Raw genomic sequence first — 22,615 nt, 5'->3', positions numbered from 1 at the left:
GCCGACGATTAACGGTCAAACATTAAACGACAGCCCGGCGTGAATTCAGCAAATTCACCTTGATAATATTTCAGTTCACCGGAAACAAACGTTCCGATAACAGACGATTTGAATTCGTGCCCTTCCCAAGGCGACCAGCCGCACTTGTATAGGTTATGTGCTTTGTCGTCGACATGCGGACGGTTCATATCGACCAACACCAGGTCGGCCCAAAAACCTTCGCGGATGAAACCGCGCTTATCGATCTCGAACAATCGCGCCACATTATGCGAAGTACGATCGACAATCGTCTCAATATCGAAAACCCCGTCATGCACCATATCCAACAAAGCGGAAAGCGACTGTTGAACCTGAGGCAAACCGGCCGGCGCCGAAAAATAAGTATTGCTTTTCTCTTCTTCCAAGTGCGGAGCATGGTCGGTGGCGATAACATCGATACGCCCTTCTTTTACCGCCTGACGAATCGCATCGCGATCGGAGGCTTTTTTCACCGCCGGGTTACATTTAATCTTGTGACCGTATTCGGCGTAATCTTCCTCACTGAACCACAAATGGTGAACACAGGCTTCGGCAGTAATTTTCTTACCTTCGACCGGGCCTGGTTCGAACAGTTCCAACTCGTCGGCGGTGGTGATATGCAGAATATGCAAACGTGCACCGGTTTCTTTTGCCAGTTCGACACCCATCGAAGAGGATTTATAACAGGCTTCACGGCAACGGATATTCGGGTGTTCTGCAGCCGGAATATCCTCACCGAAGCGCTCTTTATATTCCACTTCGTTCGCTTTGATCATCGGAGTGTCTTCACAGTGGGTGGCAATCAGCATCGGGCTATTGGTAAAGATGGCTCTTAGCGCCGCTTGCTGATCAACCAGCATGTTTCCTGTCGAGGAACCCATAAAAACTTTTACACCACAGACACTCTTCGGGTCCAACTTCGGAAGCAATTCGGCATTGTCATTGGTACCGCCGAAATAGAACGAGTAGTTCGCCCATGATTTCTGCGCACCAAGTTCATATTTCGCTTCCAGCGCTTCCAGAGTTGTAGTGGTTGGGTTGACATTCGGCATATCCATATAGGACGTGGTTCCTCCGGCAACGGCGGCTTTGGACTCGGTCGCGATTTCCGCTTTGCTGGTCAAACCCGGCTCGCGAAAGTGAACCTGATCGTCGATCATTCCCGGCAACAAATATAAACCTTGCGCATCAATCACCCGATCCACTCCATCAACATCGATTTTATCGGCAATCTTCTCGATCATACCGTCGGCAATCAGAAGATCAGCGACCTGCTGCTTGCCTTCATTCACGATAGTGGCTTGGGAAATTAAAATGCGTTGTCGGCTCATGAGTGTCCCTTTTGAATTTCAATTATTTACTTAATCTGATTATTCTATCCTGAAAGTTAAAGCATTTGAGGTGATTTCCTCTATCAAACCGGTCGGATAATGGTTATTTAATCAATACAGCGCTAGAATAAATTCTTTGAGTCCAATTTCCGGAGTTAAGGTGAAATCCTGGAATCCATTTGCCTGGTTACTGATCGCGCTAGTCCGATTTTATCAGCTGTTTATCAGCCCTATAATCGGTCCACGCTGCCGTTTTTATCCGACCTGTTCGCACTACACAATCGAGGCGATCAAACGCCATGGCGTGATCTGCGGAAGCTGGCTGGCGATCAAACGAATCAGCCGCTGCCATCCCGGCAATCCAGGGGGAATTGACGAGGTTCCAAGCTGCGGTTGCGGTAAGGAATGCAAAACGCCGAAACCACCGGAATCTGACACATAAATTTCATATAAAAAAACATAGAACCGCTAGAATAAGGAACATTTTCGAATGGACCGCTCCGGTTACACTCACATTTACTTCTGACCCCGAGGAAAAGCATGACTGCTGCATCAACTGACGTTTCACAAGCCCTTGAAAATGACGAAGCGCAACTACCGCTATACATTAACCGTGAACAAAGCCTGCTTGAGTTTAATCGACGGGTTCTGGCACAGGCGAAACGCACCGACATTCCGCTTCTGGAGCGTGTGAAATATCTATGCATTTCCTGCAGCAATATGGACGAATTTTTCGAAGTTCGTCTGGCTGGTCTTTATGAATTGACCCATGTCCCTGGTGCCCTGACCCAACCGGACGATATGGAGCCGGCCAAAGCGATCGAAACGCTTTCCGAATTGGCTCACGAAATTGTTGATGACCAGTACCATACACTGAACCATGTGCTGGTTCCGGAGCTGGAAAAAGAAAACATCCGCTTCCTGCGCCGCAACCACTGGAACGACCAGCATAAAGAATGGATCCGTAACTACTTTATCGAATCTTTGCAGCCGGTACTGAGTGCCGTCGGCCTGGACCCTTCGCACCCTTTCCCGAAAGTTTTGAACAAGAGTTTGAACTTTATCGTTTCTCTTGAAGGGAAAGATGCTTTCGGCCGCTCTAACGGCCTGGCGATTGTTCCGGTTCCGCGCTCGCTACCGCGTATTATCAAGCTACCTCCGGAAGCAACCGACGGTGAAAACGACTTCGTATTCCTGTCTTCGATGCTTCACGCCAATGTTTCATTGCTGTTCCCAGGTATGACGGTCACCGGTTGTTACCAGTTCCGCGTTACGCGTAACACCAACCTGTTCATCGACGAAGAAGAGGTAGAGGATATTATGAGCGCTTTGCGAGGCGAACTGTCCGGCCGTCAGTATGGCGGTGCGATTCGCCTGGAAGTTGCCGACAACTGTCCGCCTCACATGGTCGAATACCTGCTGGATCGTTTTAATCTCGATGAAAAAGCGCTGTATCAGGTTCACGGCCCGGTGAATTTACACCGTTTGAATGCCGTGCCGGATATGGCCAACCGTCCAGACCTGCAATTTCCTCCACATCAACCGAAACCGATGAGCACGAAATCGGCACCGAAAAAAGCGTTTCGTCTATTTACTCGACACAAACAGCCGGAAACCATGTTCGAGCGTATCGCCAACAAAGATATTTTGCTGCACCACCCGTATGATGCCTTTACTCCGGTTGTCGACTTCTTGAAACAAGCCTCGACCGACCCGGATGTACTGGCAATTCGCATGACACTGTATCGTACCGGCGATCGTTCGCCGATCATAGACGCTTTGGACAAGGCGGCGCAAAATGGCAAAGAAGTTACGGCTGTGGTCGAGCTGCGCGCCCGTTTCGACGAGGACAACAATATTCTGCAAGCGACTCGCCTGCAAGATGCCGGTGTACACGTTGTTTACGGTGTCGTCGGTTACAAAACGCACGCCAAGATGATTCTGGTCGTACGCCGCGAGCAAGGCAAGATTCGCTACTACACCCATATGGGAACCGGTAACTATCACCAGATCACTACACGTTTCTATTCCGATTTCGGCTTGCTGACCGCCAACCAGGCCATCGGCCGCGATGCTTCCAAAGTCTTCCAGCAACTGACCAGTCTTGGCGAAACCAAAGGCTTGGAAGTGCTGTTGCAATCACCGTTCACCCTGCACAGCGGAATGATCGAGCGCATCCAGCGCGAAGCTGAACATGCCCGTCAAGGCAAACCGGCACGCATCATTGCCAAAATGAATGGCTTGGAAGAGAAAGAAATCATCGACGCGCTTTACGAAGCTTCGCAGGCCGGAGTTCAGATCGACCTGATCGTGCGAGGTATCTGCAGTCTTCGCCCAGGCGTTCCGGGCTTATCGGAAAATATCCGCGTCACATCGATTATCGGTCGCTTCCTGGAACACCACCGCGTCTACTATTTCGAAAATGACGGCAAGCAACCTGAACTGTATTGCGCCAGTGCCGACTGGATGAAACGCAACCTGCTATCGCGTGTTGAAACCTGCTTCCCGGTCCTTGACCCGGCCTGTTTCCAGCAGGTTTATACCGAAGGTTTGGCGATCTATCTTCAGGACAATACCGGTGCATGGCTATTACAGCCGAACGGCTCCTATTTACACAAAGAGACTGGTGATCAAGAACCTTTTAACGCCCAGCAAAGCTTGATCGAAAAATATCAGTCGTAACTGCAAACCGAACGCGAGCAAACAGATAAGGTGCGCATACCTGCCAAAGAAGGTAAACTATGCGCATCTTTTTACAGTTTTCTAATGCGCCGCACTGGCGTATCGCGTTAAAAAATAAGACAAGCTTTTCCAAATTCTATGAACGATTCACAACAAAACCAGCCGGAAAATAACCAGTCCCTGTATGCTGCCATCGATCTGGGTTCCAACAGTTTTCACATGATTATCGCGCGTGAAGTCCACGGCCAGATGCAAGTTATCGACAAGCACAAAGAGATGGTTCGCTTACGTGCCGGACTCGATAAAAACGGTAAATTAAGTGAAAAAGCCTTTAGCGAAGGAATCGCATGTCTGGAGCGTTTCGGCGAACGCATTAAAGACATTCCGAAACTGAATGTCCGTGCCGTCGGCACCAACACTCTGCGCAATGCGCAAAACAGCCGGGAATTTCTTAATCAGGCCCGTGTAGCGCTCGGACACAATATTCAGATTATTGCCGGACGCGAAGAAGCGCGTTTAATCTATCTTGGTGTCGCCCACGGTCTACCGAATAACGACGAGCAACGCCTGGTGATGGATATCGGCGGCGGCAGCACTGAATACATTATCGGCAGCCAGTTTAACTACTCGCACCTGACCAGTACCGAAATGGGCTGTGTCAGCATCACGCAAAACTATTTTTCGAAAGGCAAAATTACCGCCGAACGCATGGACCAGGCGATCTCTCAATGCCGCCTGACTCTTCGTCCCCACCAAAACACCTTAAAGAAACTCGGCTGGGACAACGCCATCGGCGCGTCCGGAACGATTAAATCCATCGGGCAGATTCTCGAACTGAATGAATGGAGCGAAAGCGGAATTACCCTTGAAGGCATGAACAAACTGAAAGACGCTCTGGTTGACGCCGGTTCCGCTGACGAAATCAAACTGGAAGGCTTAAAAGACGAGCGCCGTCCGGTTCTGGTTGGCGGCCTGGCGATCCTGATTGCAACCTTCATCGAACTGAAAATCGAACGTATGGCAGTCTCTAATAACGCTCTGCGTGAAGGATTGGTTTTTGACACTCTCGGACGCTTGCACGAAGAAGATGTACGCGAAACCAGTGTCCAAGCGATGCAGAAATGGATGAAAGTCGATCTGCAACAAGCAGACGCAATTGCCAAAACCGCCTATACCCTTTACAAGCAGGCACACAATGTCTGGGAACTGCATAGCAGCGATTACGACTTTAAGCGTTTGCTGAAATGGGCCTGCATGCTGCATGAATGCGGTATCGCCATCAGCTATAAACGTTACCGTCATCATAGCTCTTACCTGATCCGCCAGGCGGACATGGCCGGTTTCGATCAGCAGGAACAACTGCTGCTCAGCATGATGCTGTTAAACCACCGTGGTAAATTCCAAGCCGAAGTATTTAGCGAACTGGATAAATCGCTGGCGAAAAAGATGATTTTCCTGACCGTTGTACTTCGCCTCGCTGTACGAATTCACCGCGGGCGAGACAGCGGCTTGCCTGACCCGGTTCTGGTCATTAAAGACACTAATCAACTGCAATTGGAATTTGACGATAATTGGCTGGAAGAACATCCGTTAACACGAATGGATCTGGAGGTTGAGGTCAAACGTCTTGAAGCTGAGGGCTTTACCTTAACAATCACCTGATTGCTTTTGGCAATCACAGAATACTCAATAAACGTCTAATTGCAGGCGTTTTTGTTTTTTCATCTCTTTCAAATAGGCTTCGGCGGCCTCGCCGTCCAAGTCCGCTTCCGACTCCAGAATAGCTAATAAGGTTCTGTGTACCGAATCCATCAGGTTATTTTGGCTACCGCAGATATACAGATGTGCACCCTGCTGCAATCCCTGCCACACTTCCGACTTTTGCTCCCACAAGCGCTGCTGGACATAAACCTTGTGCGCCTGATCTCTGGAAAAAGCGAAATAGCATTTCAACAAGCCCGCTTTTTGCCAAGCTTCCAACTGCTCGCAGCAAAGGCAGTGTTCAGCCTGTGTCGTTTCACCAAAAAACAGCAGATTATCTTGCGCTTGTTGCTGTTCGCGCTGCTGCATGAACCCGATAAAAGGCGCGACTCCGGTACCGGCGCCGATCATGATTACCGGTACAGTAGAATCCGGCGGCAGTTTAAAGCCCGGATTGGGGCGCAATTCCGCCGAAACCACATCTCCGACGGCAAAGCGTTTCATCATGCCGGTTGCCGCTCCATGCCGGTGGCGCTCGGCATTCTCGTATGCAACCAGCTTGTATAGAATGGAAACCGAATTATCCTTGTTCATTGAGGCAATCGAATAAAAGCGCGGCGCCAACGGCGATAGCAGGCTTAAGGCTTCCTCACCCATCTCCGCAATCTGCGGAAAAGCATCCAGTAGATCAAGAATATCTTTGCCTTCGGCATAATCGATCATCGCATGGCGATCTTCCCACTCACCCAAACCATAGCTGCGCTGCAACTTGTTAAGAATCGCCGGATTGAGCTGAGTGATTTCGAGATGCTCGCTTAAAGCGCATTCCACCGTCACCTCTCCGGCACGACGCAATGTGACGAGCTGTTGCGGAGAGAGAGAAAGGCGTTCGAGCAGCGCCGAGACCAGTGATTGAGGGTTATAGGCTTTGACGCATAGCCAATCACCGGGTTGGTAGTCGAGTTTTTGGCTATCATCCAGAGGGGTCAGATTCAGCCAGAAGACTTCCTTATGAGTGGAATCCGGCGTTAGACAGTACTGTTCGAGAACGATAAAATTCTGCATATTGAATCCGTATAACCATTTGATTTCTGAAAGCTTATGATGCTGAAGCAACGACCGAAGTCAACCAAGGTGCAGTAACGAAAATCGTCAGAGCGGAAGCTAGGCCGGCGACAACACCGATAGCCAAACTTTGCATGAAATGCTTCGGATTATGCATATCCGCCATCTCTTTATCCATCGAGTTGAACAGGTCGACCTGCTTTTTCAACAAGGCATTCAAGGTCTTAATCTGCTTGAACAGCAATTGCTGCTCGCGTTCCAAGTGGACGCGCGACTGCTTCGACTCCTCTTCCAACTGCTTTAGACGCAGTAGCAACTGGTTGATTGACTCCTCGATCTCTTTTTCGATTCGACTCATGTTTGCCTGTGAAGCCGGTGGCGGCGTTTTGACATTCTGGGTTGCTGCCGACGGAGCGGAAGCTGCAGGAGTCGCTTCTTTCTGTCTGCGTTTTGCCTGTTCTAGAAGTACACTTTTTGAACCCAGTGGTTCAACTTGCCTTAAGTCTATTGCCATTTAATGATTCCTCTTCTTTCGCGAACAGAGATACCCAGTCGTCAAAAACTTGTCAATCCAAGTTCTATTCCACTGAAACAAAGCCTCTTTCGCCATTGTAATACAGAGCTATGCAAAAAGTATGCCCGAAGCTTTAAATTTGCCGCGCCTCCAAGTAGACTTTTAGCCTTCTTAACAAAATACCAATCACAGGTTCAGATTATGAAATACATCGGTGCCCATGTTTCCGCTGCCGGCGGTGTTGAAAATGCTCCCTTGAGAGCTCACGCAATCGGCGCGACCGCTTTTGCCCTTTTTACCAAAAACCAACGCCAGTGGGTGGCCAAGCCTTTGACTGAACAATCGATCGAGGCTTTTAAACATAACTGTGAAACCTACGGTTACGGACCTGGGCAGATTTTACCGCACGACAGTTATCTGATTAATCTCGGGCATCCTGAAATCGATAAACGCCAAAAATCCTTGGACGCCTTTATCGACGAACTGCAGCGTTGCGAACAGCTCGGCATCGATCGCTTGAACTTCCATCCCGGCAGCCATCTAAACCTGATCAGTGAAGAAACCTGCCTGGACCTGATTGCCGAATCGATTAATTTCGCCTTAGATGTCACCAGTGGAGTTTGTGCGGTGATTGAAAACACTGCCGGGCAGGGTTCCAATCTGGGCTACCGACACGAACACCTGGCCCACATTATCGATAAGGTCGAAGACAAATCCCGCATCGGCGTCTGTATTGATACCTGTCACGCTTATGCCGGTGGCTACGACTTGAAAAACGATTACGCAGGCGTCATGCACGACTTCGAGAAAGTGATCGGTTTCGAATTTCTCAAGGGCATGCATCTGAACGACTCGAAAGCCAAACTTGGCCAACGCCTCGATCGCCATCACAGCTTAGGTCAGGGCGAGCTGGGCTGGGAGCCTTTTAGCAAACTGATGGCCGATCCAAGAATCGATAATATTCCGATGACGCTTGAAACCATTGAACCGGACATTTGGCCTCAGGAAATCGCCGAATTAAAGCGTCTGGCGCATTTAACCTAAGCGCAAAAACCATAATTCTTCAGGGAAAACCTGGGGGATTCTTATCAGCAAATGCTTAAATTAAATTTCTTGCTTAGGCGTTTTTGATTGGAGTAAGATATGACTCTAATTCATACCAAGTTTATTCACTTCAATGAACAAAAAACAATTCATCGAATTCGTCATGCAAACCGGCGTTTTGCGCCTTGGCGAATTTACACTTAAATCTGGACGCATCAGTCCTTATTTCTTTAATGCCGGTCTGTTCAATACCGGAGCTCAATTAGCCAATCTCGCCGAAGGGTATGCATCCGCAATCCACACTTCGGGAGTTGAATTCGATGTACTGTTCGGCCCGGCTTACAAAGGCATTCCTCTTGCCGCAACCACCAGCGTTTCTCTGGCCCGTGATTTCGCCACCGATAAACCTTACGCTTTCAACCGTAAGGAAGCGAAAGATCACGGCGAAGGCGGCAATATTGTCGGCCACCCTCTAGAGGGCAAAGTTTTGATTATTGACGATGTCATCACCGCCGGAACCGCGATTCGCGAAGCAATGGACATTATCCTTGCTGCCGGAGCCGAACCGGCCGGAGTAGTGATTGCACTGGATAGAATGGAACGTGGGCAAAGCGAACTTTCTGCCATCCAAGAAGTGGAACGCGACTACGGCATTCCGGTAGTCAGCATTATCAACCTCAACGATATCATCGATTACCTGGCAGATGCCGACACTGAAGAAAGCCGTCAATATCTTACTGCAATGCGTGAGTATCGCACGCAGTACGGCATCGCCTGAAATGAAAAGTGAGCGGTCTCCCTTTTTCGATTTGTTTACGCTGCAAAGCAATGCGCAGCGCTTTTTAGGAAGCTTTTCGAGATGAAAAAGTTACGTGAATTGCTACTGATTCGCCACGCAAAATCGGATTGGAAGAATGCGGAAGATCTTTTAGATATCGAACGCCCTCTTTCTGAAAAAGGTAAAAAACAGGCCAAAAAGATCGGGGTTTGGCTTAAGCAACAAGAGATTTTTCCCGATTTAATCCTGGTCTCCCCCGCTGTTCGAGCCCAGCAGACCCTGAAACGTATCTGTAACGAATGCCCAACCGAAACCCACACCGTAGACAAACTCTATAACGCCGACCTAGATACCTTAATCGAAACTCTCTCTGAAGCACCAACTGCAGAAAGAATTATGCTCATTGGACACAACCCGGGACTGGAACAGCTGTTCCAGTATTTAAAAAACGAACACAGCACATCGGAAATTCAACTTTTCCCAACCGCATCCATCGCTCATTTTATTCTTCCCGGCGATTGGTCGCATCTGGAAGCGGGTGACGGTAAGCTTCGACAATTCATCCGTCCGAAAGAAATTCAGATTAAAAAGCCTGAATCAGCATCTACAGTATAATCTTTTAAAGATGCCTGTTACATCTATGCAACAGGCATTAATTTTCAACGTTAAGCCCCCAATTTCCCTAGGAATTCCCTATGTAAAGTGGTATATTCACGTTGAATTTTAAATTTACAAACCTTAATTTTTTATCACATAGAAAAAAGGGATACACATGAAAACTAGATTTCTTCCCCTTATTGCTGCTCTAGGTTTCGCCACTATGGCACCTGCTCATGCTGAAGACATCAGCGGCAAAGGAACTGAAGCCTACGTTATAGACAGTAATGGTAACGTCGTTCGTGACTCCTATGATCGTTGCGTTAGATCTATCAAATGGTCCAAAGAAACTGCAATCAACAAGTGTGAAGGTTGGCCTGAACCTGCTCCAAAAGCAGAGCCTAAGCCAGAACCTAAGCCACTTCCTGAAATCGCTCCGGCTCCTGCTAAAGCACCGGTAATCACTCCAGCGCCTGAAAAAGCGATGCCTGCTCCTCCAGAATTCCGAGGATTCTTCGATTTCGATTCAGCCGTTCTTAAGAGCTCAGCTCACCAGGAATTGGATGTATTCGCTGATTACATGAACGCGACTCCTGAGAGTAAAGTTCAAATCTCTGGTCACACCGATAGCACCGGTCCAGCAGCTTACAACCAAAAACTGTCTGAAAGACGTGCTGATGCGGTTAAAGAATACCTAGGATCTAAAGGTATTGCTGATGACCGTATGAACGCAACCGGTATGGGTGAAACAGCTCCAATCGCCAGCAACGCTACGCGTGCAGGTCGTGCTGAAAACCGCCGTGTTGAAGTTGAGATCGTTAAGTAATCGATTGATAAACTTCGGTTCAAACAAAAATACCCTCCTTGCGAGGGTATTTTTTTGTCTACCTAAAAAACATATCTATCCTTTCATCAAGACAGAAGAAAGCGGTCTAACAATTGAGCACTCCCTTCCTTCCATTTCAAGCCGAAAAGGCCTTAATAATCAGGGAAATACCGACCAGAACCGTAACAACCTCAAAACTGCGTTTGACCAAACGATTCCCCTTAACAATCGCATAATGCGCTCCCAAATAGCCACCGATCAAGGAACCCAGAATCAAAGCCGGTAACCAGCTCCACTGAATATCACCAAGAATACCCAAGGTCAAGGCTCCGGAGCCATTCCAGAAAATGCCGACCAGCACCAGAGTGTAGGCCACTGCCGATTTATAATCCAAACCGAACCAGCGAACCAGCCACAACGTCACGAATAAACCGGTACCGGATGTCAAAGAGCCATTCAAAGCACCAATGATAAATAACACCGCAAAACCGATTAAATAACCTTTCCTATCCCGGTTACTTTGCTGCTCAACCTGACCTAATTCCGGTTTAAACCACGAGTAAATACCCAGGCCCAAAGTCAGCAAGCCCAGAAGCCCTTGAGCGAGATGATCGTCTATCATTAAAATTAAGCTGGCGCCGAGCACGACGCCCGGCAAACCGGCCGCCAGAATAAAGGCGGCAAACTTCCAATCCAGACTGGAGCTTTTCATATGACGTGCCGTCGCGCCCAGGCCTAAAAACACGCTGGCGACTTTGTGTGTTGCCAAGGCTAATCCAAACGGTAACCCCAAGAAAAGTAGCGCCGGTAACTGTAATAGGCCCGCTCCTCCACCGGCTAAAGCAGAAAATAAGTTGGCAATTAACGAGACTAAAAACAGTAGACCTTGATCTAATAAATTCATCTTTGTGTCTTATTCCTGTAAAAACAAAAAACGGCCCTCATCGGGCCGTTCAGAAAGAAGCATAAGATTCCAAACCGAAAACTGTCGGAAACTAATTCTTTTCACCTTCGGAGACTGCTGCACTTTCAGTATGCAAATGTACATCCATTTGCGGGTACGGAATCGACACTCCGGCGTCATCGAATGCCTGTTTCACCTTCTCGTTCATTTCCCACTTTACTTTCCAGTAATCGCCACTGTTAACCCAAGGACGAACGATAAAGTCGACACTGCTGGCTCCTAACTCAGACAAAGCAATAACCGGGGCCGGTTCAGGCAGAATGCGCTCGTCTTCGCTCACCAAGCGTTCCAGAATCTGCTTCGCCAGACGGATATCGTCATCGTAGGAAATGCCGAAAACCATATCGACGCGACGCGTGTCACGCGCAGAATAGTTGGTAATCGAACCGCTGTATATCGATGAATTCGGTACGATGATCTCTTTATTGTCTCCGGTACGGAAAGTGGTGGTAAACAGTTGTACCTTTTCCGCCACGCCGCTGACTCCGCCGGCTTCAACAAAGTCTCCCGTCTTGAACGGCTTGAAAACCAGAATCATCACACCAGAAGCAAAATCCTGCATCGAGTCTTTTAATGCCAGGCCGACCGCCAAACCGGCAGCACCGATCAAAGCCACCAAGGAGGTCGTATCGACTCCAAGCTGATCAAGCGCTGCAATGATAACAACCAGTAACAGGACTGCACCGGAAATCGACATAATAAAGTTAATCAACATCTCATCAAGCTTACCTGCTCTGATAAGCCCTTTCTTCACCAGTTTAAGGACGATGGAAATTAAAAATTTCCCGACAATAAATACCAGTAATGCTGCTCCGATCTTAATCGACCAGGGCAACGCATAATCTTGAATCAGGCTGTTAAAATCCATCCGCGCCTCCGCTATGTAGAATATCTGTTAATTAGAAGTAATCAGCGTACCGACACCTTCATCGGTAAAGACTTCCAGCATCACCGCATGTTCGACACGGCCGTCGATAATATGCGAACTGTGTACACCTGCTTGAACGGCATCCAACGCGCATTGAATCTTTGGAAGCATCCCGCCGTAAATCGTGCCGTCCTTAATCAAAGCATCCACGCTTTGGGCATTCAGGCCGGTTAGCAACTCACCTTCTTTATTTAACAAGCCCGGAGTGTTGGTCAACAACATCAGTTTTTCCGCCTGAAGCGCCTCGGCGACTTTCCCTGCTACCAGATCGGCATTGATATTATAAGAATGACCGTCTTTACCGACACCGACCGGAGCAATAACCGGAATAAAATCGTCCTGAATCAGCATATCCAGGACCTTAGTGTTAATTTTATCGACTTCGCCGACATGCCCTAAATCGATAATTTCCGGCGCATTTAATTCCGGCTTATCGATGGTCATCTTCATCTTGTTGGCGGTGATCAGATTGCCGTCTTTCCCGGTCAGACCAACCGCATTCCCGCCATGTTGATGAATCAGATTAACAATCTCTTTATTGACCAGCCCACCCAGAACCATCTCAACAATATCCATGGTTTCGGTATCAGTAACCCGCATACCTTGAATAAATTCAGACTGCTTGCCGATCCGTTCAAGAAGATTACCGATTTGCGGGCCACCGCCGTGAACCACTACAGGATTCATGCCGACCAGTTTCATTAGCACGATATCACGTGCAAACCCGGCCTTCAACTTATCGTCGGTCATCGCGTTCCCACCGTATTTGACGACGATGGTTTTACCGGCAAAACGCTGAATATACGGAAGCGCTTCCGCCAAAACAGAAGCGATATTGTGGGCCTGTTGCTGATTTAAATTCATGGTCTTTTGAACTCTCATTTTTTAATCTCTAAAATTATTGAATTGCAGAGGCATCTCCAAATCCTCCATGCCTCTCAAAAGTTGCATCACTTGTTGCAAATCATCACGTTTTTTTCCCGTGACTCGAACCGAATCGCCTTGATTCGCCGCCTGCACTTTTAATTTACTGTCTTTGATCGCCTTGATGATTTTCTTGGACAGAGCAGCGTCCAAACCTTCGCGCATAATGATGTCCTGCTTAGCACTCTTCAGCTGAACATTCGGATCCTTCACTTCCATACACTTCACATCGATCCCGCGTCGATTCGCCTTCTGTACCAAAATATCGTACATCTGGTTCAATTGAAAATCAGATTCGGTGCTTAAGGTCACGGTCGTTCCGCTCAAAATAAACTCCGATCCCGTTCCCTTGAAATCGTAACGGGTCGTCACCTCTTTATTGGCCTGATCAACGGCATTTTGCAATTCATGTTTATCCAATTCGGAAACAATATCAAATGACGGCATGTTCTCTCCTATCCCGAAAAAAATGAAATGCTGTTTATTTTATCACCGAGCATATCAAAGCTCCTTAAAACTAGATCAAACTTCATCGCTTTCCGGTAACTTTTTTTCGCAAACCCTCTCCATGTATGAAATTTCACTATAATATTGATTTTTCACGCCCCGAATACCTGTTTGCCCCGGCTCTTTTTATCCACTTTACAAATGTTGTTTTAACTATGCCTCAAAACACCAACACCTTCCCTGTTTCGACTTCTGCCAGTGAAATCGAACCCTTCAGAGTGATGAAAATTCTCGGAGAGGCAAAAAAATTGCAGCAGGCCGGGCACGACATTATCCACATGGAAATCGGCGAACCGGATTTTCCATCTCCGCCTTGCGTGCATGAAGCCGCAATGCAGGCTGCAGAGCAGGGTTTGACGCACTATACGGCAAGCATGGGGTTGCCTGAGCTGCGTCAGGCTCTGAGCGACTTTTACCGTGAATTTTACGGCGCGGATGTCGAAGCCCAACGCATTGTCGTCACTCCCGGCTCTTCCTGCGCTCTGCAACTTGCTCTCAGCGCCATACTGGATCAAGACGACCGAGTGTTGATGGCCGACCCGACCTACCCTTGCAACCGCCAATTCGTTAAACTTTTAAACGCCGAGCCGCTACTAGTCAAAGTCGACCATCACAGCCGTTACCAACTCAATCTGCAAATACTGCGAGACAACTGGCAGCAAGGAATTAAAGCGGTGATGGTAGCGAGTCCTGCCAACCCGACCGGCACGCTTATCGAACAGGACGAGCTGCTGAAAATGGCGCAATTTCTAGCGCAGCAAAATGCTTACCTGATTGTCGATGAAATCTATCAGGGCTTGGTATATCAACGCCCGGCGGAGAGCGTTCTTGCGCAAGAAGATTTGCCGAATAACGTCGTTGTCATCAACTCTTTTTCCAAATTTTTCGGCATGACCGGCTGGCGACTCGGCTGGTGCGTAGCACCGCCGCATCTTATCGACATATTGGATAGATTGGCGCAAAACCTGTACCTGTCCGCTCCGACACCTTCACAATACGGAGCCTTGGCGATATTAAAAAAAGCCAATCTGACCGAATTGGAAAGACGGAGAAAAATATTTGAACAGCGCCGGGATCGTCTATACGACGCCATGCAAAACGCCGGATTCAGATTAAAGCTACTGCCGCAAGGGGCATTTTATTTGTACTGGGATATTTCCGAATGGAGCAAGGACAGTGAGGCTTTCTGTCGCGAACTGTTATTAAATACCGGTGTTGCCTTAACTCCCGGAACCGATTTCAGCCCGGGACAAGGCTGCCAGCATGTTCGACTCGCCTATACCACGGATGAAAACAGGCTTGTTGAAGCGGTCGACAGAATCGCCGCTTATCTGCAGACAAAAACGACTACTTAGGTAAAAGGGTTAATGGGTTCCGGTATGACCGAAACCGCCCTCGCCACGTTCGGTGGCATCACCGAATTCTTCGACTTCGGTAAACACCGGTTGTAAAACCGGAACAATCACCATCTGCGCGATACGCTCGCCAACCACAACCTTATACGGCTGGTCACTGCGGTTCCAGCAGGAAACCATCAAAGGCCCCTGATAATCTGAATCGATCAATCCGACCAGATTGCCCAATACGATACCGTGCTTGTGTCCCAATCCCGAACGAGGCAACAACATCGCCGCCAACCCTGGGTCATCCAGATGTATGGCCATCCCGGTAGGAATCAATACTGTTTGACCTGGCTCGATAATCATGTCATTATCAATACAGGCTCGTAAATCCAGACCAGCCGAACCTTTGGTGCCGTAGTGCGGCATATCGATCTCTTTGCCCAATCGCGGATCCAAAATTTTGTATTGCACCTGAATGGTCATAATCTAACTCGTCCATCTAATATTAAAATCGCCCCTATTTTACTTCATTCGCCAAAGGGCGGGCTTCTTTAAAAGCGGTTAACCCAAAACCTAACAATTCCCGAGGCTAATCAATAGCCGGAAACTTGTCATATAAGAGAATTATCCATCGCTGCAAAGCAAAGGAGGCTACATGGCTAAACCCGCCTATTACGACGATAAGGTAATTAATCTAAGATATCGTTTGAAAGGAAAACAACTTCTCGAATGCTTCGACAAAAATCTATTGCGGCTGCAAAGATTCGGTGTTGACGAGAATGAATCGGAAACCAGTACACTGGAACTTCTTTCCGAGTGGCTTGAAGAGGCAATCGAAAACGGCATAGAACCGTACGAACTGCAAGAGCGAGCCAACCGCCTGGCAAGATACGCTTTTGAACACGGTTATCACTACCACGAGGTGGAGGCCTTACTCACAATGCGTCCAAACCCGAACGGCCGTCGTCTTTAACGCCTTATGCCAAAATAAAAAAGGGCCCGAAAGCCCCTTTATAACCTCTCAAAAACGCCGACGCTTACTTCAAAGCATCACTGACGATCGCCTGTGCTTCAGTCAAGATCGCCTGTAAATGCTCTTCGCCTTTAAAGCTCTCGGCATAGATTTTGTAGATGTCCTCAGTACCGGAAGGTCGGGCTGCAAACCAGCCGTTTTCAGTGGTGATTTTCAAACCGCCGATCGCCGCACCATTACCCGGTGCATGCGTCAACTTGGCCAAAATCGGCTCGCCTGCCAAAGTATCGGCTTTGACCATATCCGGAGAAAGATTCTTCAGAATCGCTTTCTGTTCACGATTAGCCGGCGCATCGATTCGGCTGTAAACCGGATTGCCGAATTGCTCGACAAGCTCTTTGTATAATTCTCCCGGATCTTTACCGGTAACAGCGGTCATCTCGGCCGCCAGCAGGTTCATAATGATACCGTCTTTATCGGTACTCCACGGAGAACCGTCAAACTGCAAGAAAGACGCACCGGCTGACTCTTCACCGCCAAAACCGAAATCACCGGTCTGCAGACCATCAACAAACCATTTAAATCCGACCGGCACTTCGTTCAGTTTCAAGTTCAACTGATCGGCGACACGATCGATCATCGAGCTTGAAACCAGCGTTTTACCGATCGCTGCCTGCGCCGGCCAATCCGGACGGTGAGTAAACAGATACTGAATCGCCACCGCCAGATAGTGATTCGGGTTCATTAAACCAACCGAAGGCGCAACGATTCCATGACGGTCGACATCCGGGTCGTTACCGAATGCCAAATCGTAATGATCTTTCAAATCGATCAAACCGGCCATCGCATACGGCGAAGAGCAATCCATGCGGATCTTGCCGTCTTTATCGACATGCATAAACGAGAAGCTGGCATCGACTCGGGCATTGACCACTTCCAGATTCAACCCGTAATGTTCAGCAATCGGTTTCCAATAATCGATTGCCGCACCGCCCATCGGATCGACCGCCAACTTCAAACCGGCATCCTTGATCGCTTGCATATTGACGACCTTATCCAGATTCTCGACATAAGGCGTGATCAAGTCCGTCGGTGTGACGTACTCGGAACCCATCGCCTCATTCAACGGAATACGTTTGACGTCTTTCAAACCGGCCAAAATCAGATTATTGGCTCGCTCCTGAATCCAGGAAGTCGCATCGGTATCAGCCGGCCCGCCATTCGGTGGGTTGTATTTGAAACCTCCGTCCTGCGGCGGATTGTGTGACGGTGTGATAATGACGCCGTCGGCAAAACCGCCCTGACGACCGGCGTTGTAACTTAAAATCGCATTTGAGATCACCGGCGTTGGCGTATAACGCCCCTGACTCTGAACCTTGACTTCTATACCATTGGCTGCAAACACCTCTACCGCCGTAGAGTGGGCCGCTTCCGATAAAGCGTGAGTATCCATGCCGATAAACATCGGACCATTAATGCTCTGCAAGCGGCGGTACTCGACAATCGCCTGGCAGATCGCCGCAATATGATCGTCGTTAAAGGTTGCTTTGCTTGAACATCCTCGATGCCCGGAAGTTCCGAAGGAGACAGCCTGATCAGGATTGGTAACATCCGGTTTCAAACGGTAATAGTCGGCAACTAATTGCGGGATATTGTCCAATAACTCATGCGGTGCCGGCTTTCCGGCCAGAGGGGATAATGCCATAGATGCTTCTCTTCTATTTTTGTAGGTATGGTTTGGATTCTTCATTAAAAAGGATAGTTAGATTGTTTGTCAAACAGATGACAAATGAAAATTCCGCATCTTGCAAAAACATGCGCGCGGTCAACTAATTTGCCATCAACACCCGCGTCAAATCTTCCAAGCGATAAAACGAGTATGCTAGGATTAGTTTTCGGCCTGCTGCCGGGTTCTGATCTTTTTTAATAAAACCGGTCGTCTGAATATGGTTACATTTATCGCAACGATTATTATCGTCATACTGGCTCTAATCGCTTTCTCTTTAGGACTGTTGCTGAGCCTGCCAAAAGAGTTGCGGGTTACGCAAAGCCAGGTTCTCCAGCACCCGCAAAAGCGGATTGCCGAGATGGTTTCAAACCTGAACCTGTGGCATAAATGGAATCCATGGCTGCTACATGACCCGGAATCCAATCGTTCCAATGAATCGGAACATAGCTGGAACAGCCAATTTTTCGGTAAAGGTCGTATCGATGCCAAGAATGGCGTTCAAAACAACAAGCTTCACTTCTCCGCTGAATTCAAAGGCATTCAAAGCAAAGTCGAAATCGACTGGGACGGTAATGATTCCACTACCGAAATAACTTGGCGCATCCATAGCGCACTTCCCTGGTATCGTCGTTGGCAGCAATTCCGTCTGCAACACCTGCTAAAACAGGATTTACAACTCGGATTATTTTTGCTGGACAATCTTCTGGAAGAAAGTCCGGAAATCTTTCGAATCGAATTCGGAAACCGGGTCGAGCGTTCCGAAGCACTCGGTATCAGCCAGCATTTCTTCGGCAGCTTTGATGAATTGAGTGATTATGCATCCGAGGCCTTCGAGAAACTTTTCGGCGAGTTAAAAGAACAACAACAAGCCTCAGCTCCGCTGACTGCGTATCACAAAGTTGACCTAACCAGCATGACCACCGAATGCGAGCTCTTCATCCCGGTAAATGACGTCGCCGAGGGACAAATCTCTTCCCGTCTGCCAGGAGGCACTTATTATCGAATCGATTATTTCGGTGCTTACCGTCACCTGGAACTGGTCTGGAACCAGTCGATTCAACATTTGTTATCGATCGGACTACGCATCGACCGCAGTCGACCTTATCTGGAAGAGTATTTAACCAATCCGCAGGAAGGTGCCGAGGACACGATGCACACGGTTCTCTATTTGCCGATTAAATAAAAGGCTTTTCCGGCACGGAACAGACACACGACCATGAACCCACAATTAAAAAAGTCTCTGCGCAACAGTTTCTGGCTCTCTCTGCTGATTCTCACTTTGGGAATCTACCAGCAGGAATCTCTGCTTACCTCTTTTCTGAGCGCTCTTTTCGGATTTGCCATTATGGTCCCGGCGTTCTGGCTCTCTTTCCGTCTGACTCGATCAGGTAATTAATCGCAGCGACTGAACATCCTTCCAAAAAGGAGTATCATTTAATTAATATACGACTGCTCCTGAAGCCGATTTACGAAATTACGGTCGGCAACAGACAGGAGATCAAGATGAGTAGGGTGGGTGGCCATAACCTGAACACTCTATTCAACGGCCGGGATTGGACACGGTGACGACGCATACCTCTCCCATCGAGACGCACCGTTCTATTTATGGCTGGAATAAAGAATAAACTGCATTCCTGCACGAAGCGCTTGAAGAAGCCCATGATTGGAACGAAATGTTTGACCAGTCAGACGCTCTTTCAAGGCAATAATTTAAAAAGAGGAACACTCGCATGACACTCTCGCTGTTCTCGATTCGCACCAGACTACTCTTAAGCCTAATGTTTTTTAGCTTGCTGGGCGGATGTAGTCTTCCGGTACAAAAGGATTACGACCCGCAAGCCTCTTTCAGCAATATCAAAACCCTTGAGTGGCTTCCGGAAGAGCGACAAGTCACACCAAAGGCTGCCGAATATGCCCGTCAACAGCCGTTGCTGGCAAAACGTTTGCAACTGGCAATCGCCAACAACCTGAATGCCAAAGGTTTGTTACTGACGACAACCAAGCCGGATGCCTATATCACTTACCACATCGGCACCTATAAACGTTTACGTCCCGATCCGGTTTCCGTCTCCTACGGCTTTGGCGGTTTCTGGCGTCACGGAGGGATTTTCTTTGAAACCGCCCCCGATTACATTGAGGAGACCGAAGGTTCCATTACCGTCGATATTCTGAATGCTCAAGGCGATTTGATCTGGCGCTCAAGCTTAGAAGTTTTACTTCGCCAGCAAGAGACGCCGCAGGAAACCGAACGTTGGATTCAATCGCTTGTCGATCGCCTGTTGGCAGATTTTCCGCCTAAATAACAAAAAAGCGTCCATAAAAGAGAATACCGCTACCCGGTTGGAAAAAAGCTGTGTTACTCTTTTATGACGCACAAGGTGAATTCAGTAAACAAAGCCCGTCCTGATATAAAAATTTGACCCCCAGGTACGGCATTCCGAGGATACGAGATGAAACGATTAACTCACTGGTCGGTTGCGGCCTTCGCTTTGTGGTGCCTGGGTAGCGCGCCCGTTTACGCAAGCATCGATAACGGCGAACGTAATAAACAGAATGTTTTCACCTACTTCAAACAACTTGCCGATTTAGGCGACGCTAACGCCCAATATGTGGTCGGAAAAATGTACCATAAAGGCAGCATCGTCAAGCAGAACCACCATCATGCCAAAGCCTGGTTTAAAAAAGCCTGTGCGAACGGTTCTGAAATGGGTTGTAAAAGTCTAAGCTACTACCGCTAAACCTTAATAAGGAGAATCCGCTCCTAAAATGGAACCTTCTTCTTCACCGCGAACCATAGGCTTGATCGGTGCAATCTCCATCGGCATCGGCGGCATGGTGGGCGGAGGGATTTTTGCCGTTTTGGGAGAGGCTATTTCCTTTGCTGGCGGAGCAACCCCGATCGCATTCGGCTTCGCCGGCATTATCGCACTGCTTACCGCCTACTCCTATGCCAAACTGAGTGCACATTTTCAAAACCGCGGCGGAACGGTCTTTTTCGTTGACCAAGCTTTTCAGCACAACCTGCTCTCCGGCGGATTGAACCTGTTTTTATGGCTCTCGTATCTGGTAACCATCGCCCTGTATGCTAAAGCCTTTGCGTCCTACGGCGCCACTTTTTTTACCTCTTCTTCAAACTATCTGCTACATGTATTGATCAGCGTTTCTATTGTCCTGCCGATGCTTATCAACTTAATCAGCAGCAGTTTTGTCAGTAAATCGGAAACCATCATTGTTGCGGTTAAACTTCTGTTACTGCTACTGATTATGATACTGGGAGCAGCAACTGTGGACTCCGAACGCCTCTCTCCGCATAATTGGAAACCCGGATTGGAGATTTTTATTGCCGGCATGATCATTTTTGTCGCTTTCGAAGGTTTCGAATTAATCGCCAATTCCGCCGAAGAAATTAAAAACCCCGAAAAAAACCTCCCGTTGGCTTTCTACTTATCGGTCGTCGGCGTACTGATTCTGTATATAGGAATTGCCGTTATTGTAGTCGGCAGCGTGCCCGAGAAACAGCTGATTGCCGCGCAGGATTATGCTTTGGCCCTCGCCGCCGAACCAGCTCTGGGCAAAGAAGGCTTTCATCTGGTTGCCATTGCGGCCGTTCTGGCAACCTTTTCGGCAATTAACGCCACCCTCTACGGCAATGCCCGCTTAGGCTACCTGATTGCCAAAGAAGGCGAATTGCCCGAAGCGCTCGATCACGAAAAACGCCATATCCCGATGAACGGCATTCTGACAATTGCAATCATCAGCCTGCTTCTGGCCAACAGTATCGATTTGACTGAAATTGCCATTCTGGGCAGTGCCGGTTTTTTATTAATTTTTGCAGTGGTTAATTTCAGCGCTTACCGGCTCCGAGAGCAAATTGGCGCATCGGCTCTTATTCCTCTTATTGCGACCTTGGCCAGCCTTCTGGCTCTGATTACTTTGCTGATTCAAACTGCGCAAAGTAATCCGACTGCATTAGTCATTTTTTGTGGTTTTGTACTGGCCTCTTTCGGGTTTGAATGGCTGTATGGCCGCTCCGTGCGCGGCCATTGGTTCCACCGGAGTTACTGACAAGGTAGGCGCTGAAATAAAAAAGCGGCCGAAACGACCGCTTTAAGGAAGAAAGTTCACAAGAAGAATATCCGTAAACTCTTAGAATCCTCGAGCTTGACGGAATTGTTGAACCTGTTCCAACTGCTGAGGTGTCAGAACTTTATCGATCTCAGCTCGTTGCTGCAAACGCGCCGCTTGCATTTTTTGATGCTGGGCGGTCATAATGCCGCGAATCGCGTCTTGCTGATCCTGGCTCAACTGCAGGTTTTGCGTCATACGTTGCAGACGCACTTCCATACGTTGCTGGAAGCGCTGTTCGCGTGCAGCAGGGTCCATATTTTTCCCGCCTTTAAACATGCCCGCTTTCTGGCAACCTTGAGATGCCGGGCCAGGGCCGGCTTTCACACCAGGGCCGCCGAAGTCACCATAAGCCCATACTGAAACACTCAGTGCAGATAAAGCCAAAATTCCTACTACTTTGCTTGTTTTAGTCATGTCGAATCTCCTATTGAATCTCATTTTCGGAACCCGGTATTTCGAGCTCACAGTCCGCAGATTCGTTTCTGCTTGTAGTTAGTATGCTCTTTAAAGTTGCAAACTTTATGCAAGGAAAAAGAGACTCTGTGCAATTGATTCAACAAGCT

At 48.4% G+C, this 22,615-nt stretch carries 24 protein-coding genes; 14 read left to right on the top strand and 10 right to left on the bottom strand.

The features are described 5' to 3' along the window. Window positions 1-8: 8 nt before the first annotated feature. A complete protein-coding gene (locus H8792_RS04705) occupies window positions 9-1,349 on the bottom strand; it encodes a dihydroorotase (RefSeq protein WP_185977777.1) in 1,341 nt (446 codons plus the stop codon). A 160-nt stretch (window positions 1,350-1,509) separates the two neighbouring features. On the opposite strand from H8792_RS04705, the gene yidD reads away from it, so the two are divergent. The 3 genes from yidD to ppx all read left to right on the top strand — a co-directional run bounded on the left by yidD (window position 1,510) and on the right by ppx (window position 5,693). Then, the gene (gene yidD, locus H8792_RS04700; protein ID WP_185977776.1) at window positions 1,510-1,791 is read left to right on the top strand and encodes a membrane protein insertion efficiency factor YidD; all 282 of its coding nucleotides are present in this window, start codon (window positions 1,510-1,512) and stop codon (window positions 1,789-1,791) included. 98 nt (window positions 1,792-1,889) lie between these two features. Continuing rightward, window positions 1,890-4,031, top strand: a complete 2,142-nt coding sequence (gene ppk1, locus H8792_RS04695) for a polyphosphate kinase 1 (protein ID WP_185977775.1) — start codon at window positions 1,890-1,892, stop codon at window positions 4,029-4,031. A gap of 138 nt (window positions 4,032-4,169) precedes the next feature. Continuing rightward, window positions 4,170-5,693: an exopolyphosphatase gene (ppx, locus tag H8792_RS04690; RefSeq protein WP_185977774.1), complete on the top strand. Its 1,524-nt coding sequence runs from the start codon at window positions 4,170-4,172 to the stop codon at window positions 5,691-5,693. A 24-nt stretch (window positions 5,694-5,717) separates the two neighbouring features. Here ppx and H8792_RS04685 read toward each other — a convergent pair whose 3' ends face one another. Both H8792_RS04685 and H8792_RS04680 read right to left on the bottom strand, forming a co-directional pair. Then, entirely contained in the window at window positions 5,718-6,797 is a 1,080-nt protein-coding gene (locus H8792_RS04685; protein WP_185977773.1) for a flavodoxin domain-containing protein, read from the bottom strand. A gap of 34 nt (window positions 6,798-6,831) precedes the next feature. Continuing rightward, window positions 6,832-7,311, bottom strand: a complete 480-nt coding sequence (locus tag H8792_RS04680) for a hypothetical protein (protein ID WP_185977772.1) — start codon at window positions 7,309-7,311, stop codon at window positions 6,832-6,834. 201 nt (window positions 7,312-7,512) lie between these two features. Here H8792_RS04680 and nfo point away from each other — a divergent pair, with 201 nt between their 5' ends. From nfo to H8792_RS12565, 4 genes are all read left to right on the top strand, one after another. Beyond that, on the top strand, window positions 7,513-8,355 hold the full coding sequence (nfo, locus tag H8792_RS04675) for a deoxyribonuclease IV (RefSeq protein ID WP_185977771.1): 843 nt from the start codon (window positions 7,513-7,515) through the stop codon (window positions 8,353-8,355). Window positions 8,356-8,488: 133 nt separating this feature from the next. Further along, a complete protein-coding gene (gene pyrE / locus H8792_RS04670; protein WP_185977770.1) occupies window positions 8,489-9,133 on the top strand; it encodes an orotate phosphoribosyltransferase in 645 nt (214 codons plus the stop codon). An 81-nt stretch (window positions 9,134-9,214) separates the two neighbouring features. Continuing rightward, complete coding sequence (locus H8792_RS04665) at window positions 9,215-9,748, top strand: SixA phosphatase family protein (RefSeq protein ID WP_185977769.1); 534 nt, start codon at window positions 9,215-9,217, stop codon at window positions 9,746-9,748. A 157-nt stretch (window positions 9,749-9,905) separates the two neighbouring features. Further along, window positions 9,906-10,556, top strand: coding sequence for an OmpA family protein (locus tag H8792_RS12565; RefSeq protein WP_228766948.1), 651 nt, complete (start codon window positions 9,906-9,908; stop codon window positions 10,554-10,556). A 136-nt stretch (window positions 10,557-10,692) separates the two neighbouring features. On the opposite strand, the gene H8792_RS04655 is transcribed toward H8792_RS12565, so the two are convergent. From H8792_RS04655 to H8792_RS04640, 4 genes are all read right to left on the bottom strand, one after another. Continuing rightward, a complete protein-coding gene (locus H8792_RS04655; protein WP_185977768.1) occupies window positions 10,693-11,460 on the bottom strand; it encodes a sulfite exporter TauE/SafE family protein in 768 nt (255 codons plus the stop codon). 91 nt (window positions 11,461-11,551) lie between these two features. After that, window positions 11,552-12,388 carry a mechanosensitive ion channel family protein gene (locus H8792_RS04650; protein WP_185977767.1) on the bottom strand — a complete coding sequence of 279 codons (837 nt, stop codon included), beginning with the start codon at window positions 12,386-12,388 and terminating at the stop codon, window positions 11,552-11,554. A gap of 27 nt (window positions 12,389-12,415) precedes the next feature. Then, window positions 12,416-13,330: an acetylglutamate kinase gene (gene argB / locus H8792_RS04645; protein WP_185977766.1), complete on the bottom strand. Its 915-nt coding sequence runs from the start codon at window positions 13,328-13,330 to the stop codon at window positions 12,416-12,418. Window positions 13,331-13,333: 3 nt separating this feature from the next. Further along, entirely contained in the window at window positions 13,334-13,819 is a 486-nt protein-coding gene (locus H8792_RS04640) for a YajQ family cyclic di-GMP-binding protein (protein WP_185977765.1), read from the bottom strand. A 215-nt stretch (window positions 13,820-14,034) separates the two neighbouring features. Between H8792_RS04640 and H8792_RS04635 the strand changes: the two genes are divergently transcribed. Then, window positions 14,035-15,234: an aminotransferase class I/II-fold pyridoxal phosphate-dependent enzyme gene (locus tag H8792_RS04635; RefSeq protein WP_185977764.1), complete on the top strand. Its 1,200-nt coding sequence runs from the start codon at window positions 14,035-14,037 to the stop codon at window positions 15,232-15,234. A gap of 9 nt (window positions 15,235-15,243) precedes the next feature. On the opposite strand, the gene dut is transcribed toward H8792_RS04635, so the two are convergent. After that, window positions 15,244-15,705, bottom strand: a complete 462-nt coding sequence (gene dut, locus H8792_RS04630) for a dUTP diphosphatase (RefSeq protein WP_185977763.1) — start codon at window positions 15,703-15,705, stop codon at window positions 15,244-15,246. Window positions 15,706-15,877: 172 nt separating this feature from the next. Between dut and H8792_RS04625 the strand changes: the two genes are divergently transcribed. Beyond that, on the top strand, window positions 15,878-16,195 hold the full coding sequence (locus H8792_RS04625) for a hypothetical protein (protein WP_185977762.1): 318 nt from the start codon (window positions 15,878-15,880) through the stop codon (window positions 16,193-16,195). A 64-nt stretch (window positions 16,196-16,259) separates the two neighbouring features. Here the strand turns inward: H8792_RS04625 and pgm are convergent, their stop codons facing one another. Then, window positions 16,260-17,900, bottom strand: coding sequence for a phosphoglucomutase (alpha-D-glucose-1,6-bisphosphate-dependent) (pgm, locus tag H8792_RS04620; protein ID WP_185977761.1), 1,641 nt, complete (start codon window positions 17,898-17,900; stop codon window positions 16,260-16,262). A gap of 241 nt (window positions 17,901-18,141) precedes the next feature. Here pgm and H8792_RS04615 point away from each other — a divergent pair, with 241 nt between their 5' ends. The 5 genes from H8792_RS04615 (at window position 18,142) to H8792_RS04595 (ending at window position 21,989) form a co-directional block, all read left to right on the top strand. After that, window positions 18,142-19,107: an effector binding domain-containing protein gene (locus H8792_RS04615; protein WP_185977760.1), complete on the top strand. Its 966-nt coding sequence runs from the start codon at window positions 18,142-18,144 to the stop codon at window positions 19,105-19,107. Window positions 19,108-19,140: 33 nt separating this feature from the next. Further along, complete coding sequence (locus H8792_RS04610) at window positions 19,141-19,320, top strand: hypothetical protein (RefSeq protein WP_185977759.1); 180 nt, start codon at window positions 19,141-19,143, stop codon at window positions 19,318-19,320. Window positions 19,321-19,654: 334 nt separating this feature from the next. Continuing rightward, window positions 19,655-20,227: a DUF4136 domain-containing protein gene (locus H8792_RS04605; protein WP_185977758.1), complete on the top strand. Its 573-nt coding sequence runs from the start codon at window positions 19,655-19,657 to the stop codon at window positions 20,225-20,227. A 147-nt stretch (window positions 20,228-20,374) separates the two neighbouring features. Beyond that, a complete protein-coding gene (locus H8792_RS04600) occupies window positions 20,375-20,662 on the top strand; it encodes a tetratricopeptide repeat protein (RefSeq protein WP_185977757.1) in 288 nt (95 codons plus the stop codon). A gap of 28 nt (window positions 20,663-20,690) precedes the next feature. Continuing rightward, entirely contained in the window at window positions 20,691-21,989 is a 1,299-nt protein-coding gene (locus tag H8792_RS04595) for an APC family permease (RefSeq protein ID WP_185977756.1), read from the top strand. An 81-nt stretch (window positions 21,990-22,070) separates the two neighbouring features. Here H8792_RS04595 and H8792_RS04590 read toward each other — a convergent pair whose 3' ends face one another. After that, window positions 22,071-22,466, bottom strand: a complete 396-nt coding sequence (locus H8792_RS04590; protein ID WP_185977755.1) for a hypothetical protein — start codon at window positions 22,464-22,466, stop codon at window positions 22,071-22,073. Between the last annotated feature and the right edge of the window lie 149 nt (window positions 22,467-22,615).

Origin of the sequence: Thiomicrorhabdus heinhorstiae, assembly GCF_013391765.2 — a bacterium.
GTDB lineage: Bacteria > Pseudomonadota > Gammaproteobacteria > Thiomicrospirales > Thiomicrospiraceae > Thiomicrorhabdus > Thiomicrorhabdus heinhorstiae.
Note: the sequence above shows the minus strand (reverse complement) of the source record. Positions and strands in the feature narration are given on the sequence as shown.

What these genes read in the sequence shown, in the direction of transcription:
- nfo (WP_185977771.1), top strand. Translation starts at nt 7,513, where the DNA reads ATGAAATACATCGGTGCCCATGTTTCCGCTGCCGGCGGTGTTGAAAAT.
- H8792_RS04665 (WP_185977769.1), top strand. Translation starts at nt 9,215, where the DNA reads ATGAAAAAGTTACGTGAATTGCTACTGATTCGCCACGCAAAATCGGAT.
- ppk1 (WP_185977775.1), top strand. Translation starts at nt 1,890, where the DNA reads ATGACTGCTGCATCAACTGACGTTTCACAAGCCCTTGAAAATGACGAA.
- H8792_RS04655 (WP_185977768.1), bottom strand. Translation starts at nt 11,460, where the DNA reads ATGAATTTATTAGATCAAGGTCTACTGTTTTTAGTCTCGTTAATTGCC.
- H8792_RS04650 (WP_185977767.1), bottom strand. Translation starts at nt 12,388, where the DNA reads ATGGATTTTAACAGCCTGATTCAAGATTATGCGTTGCCCTGGTCGATT.
- H8792_RS04610 (WP_185977759.1), top strand. Translation starts at nt 19,141, where the DNA reads ATGAACCCACAATTAAAAAAGTCTCTGCGCAACAGTTTCTGGCTCTCT.
- H8792_RS04600 (WP_185977757.1), top strand. Translation starts at nt 20,375, where the DNA reads ATGAAACGATTAACTCACTGGTCGGTTGCGGCCTTCGCTTTGTGGTGC.
- dut (WP_185977763.1), bottom strand. Translation starts at nt 15,705, where the DNA reads ATGACCATTCAGGTGCAATACAAAATTTTGGATCCGCGATTGGGCAAA.
- H8792_RS12565 (WP_228766948.1), top strand. Translation starts at nt 9,906, where the DNA reads ATGAAAACTAGATTTCTTCCCCTTATTGCTGCTCTAGGTTTCGCCACT.
- H8792_RS04615 (WP_185977760.1), top strand. Translation starts at nt 18,142, where the DNA reads ATGGTTACATTTATCGCAACGATTATTATCGTCATACTGGCTCTAATC.
- pgm (WP_185977761.1), bottom strand. Translation starts at nt 17,900, where the DNA reads ATGGCATTATCCCCTCTGGCCGGAAAGCCGGCACCGCATGAGTTATTG.
- H8792_RS04685 (WP_185977773.1), bottom strand. Translation starts at nt 6,797, where the DNA reads ATGCAGAATTTTATCGTTCTCGAACAGTACTGTCTAACGCCGGATTCC.
- ppx (WP_185977774.1), top strand. Translation starts at nt 4,170, where the DNA reads ATGAACGATTCACAACAAAACCAGCCGGAAAATAACCAGTCCCTGTAT.
- H8792_RS04605 (WP_185977758.1), top strand. Translation starts at nt 19,655, where the DNA reads ATGACACTCTCGCTGTTCTCGATTCGCACCAGACTACTCTTAAGCCTA.
- H8792_RS04625 (WP_185977762.1), top strand. Translation starts at nt 15,878, where the DNA reads ATGGCTAAACCCGCCTATTACGACGATAAGGTAATTAATCTAAGATAT.
- H8792_RS04635 (WP_185977764.1), top strand. Translation starts at nt 14,035, where the DNA reads ATGCCTCAAAACACCAACACCTTCCCTGTTTCGACTTCTGCCAGTGAA.
- H8792_RS04640 (WP_185977765.1), bottom strand. Translation starts at nt 13,819, where the DNA reads ATGCCGTCATTTGATATTGTTTCCGAATTGGATAAACATGAATTGCAA.
- pyrE (WP_185977770.1), top strand. Translation starts at nt 8,489, where the DNA reads ATGAACAAAAAACAATTCATCGAATTCGTCATGCAAACCGGCGTTTTG.
- H8792_RS04705 (WP_185977777.1), bottom strand. Translation starts at nt 1,349, where the DNA reads ATGAGCCGACAACGCATTTTAATTTCCCAAGCCACTATCGTGAATGAA.
- argB (WP_185977766.1), bottom strand. Translation starts at nt 13,330, where the DNA reads ATGAGAGTTCAAAAGACCATGAATTTAAATCAGCAACAGGCCCACAAT.
- H8792_RS04595 (WP_185977756.1), top strand. Translation starts at nt 20,691, where the DNA reads ATGGAACCTTCTTCTTCACCGCGAACCATAGGCTTGATCGGTGCAATC.
- H8792_RS04590 (WP_185977755.1), bottom strand. Translation starts at nt 22,466, where the DNA reads ATGACTAAAACAAGCAAAGTAGTAGGAATTTTGGCTTTATCTGCACTG.
- H8792_RS04680 (WP_185977772.1), bottom strand. Translation starts at nt 7,311, where the DNA reads ATGGCAATAGACTTAAGGCAAGTTGAACCACTGGGTTCAAAAAGTGTA.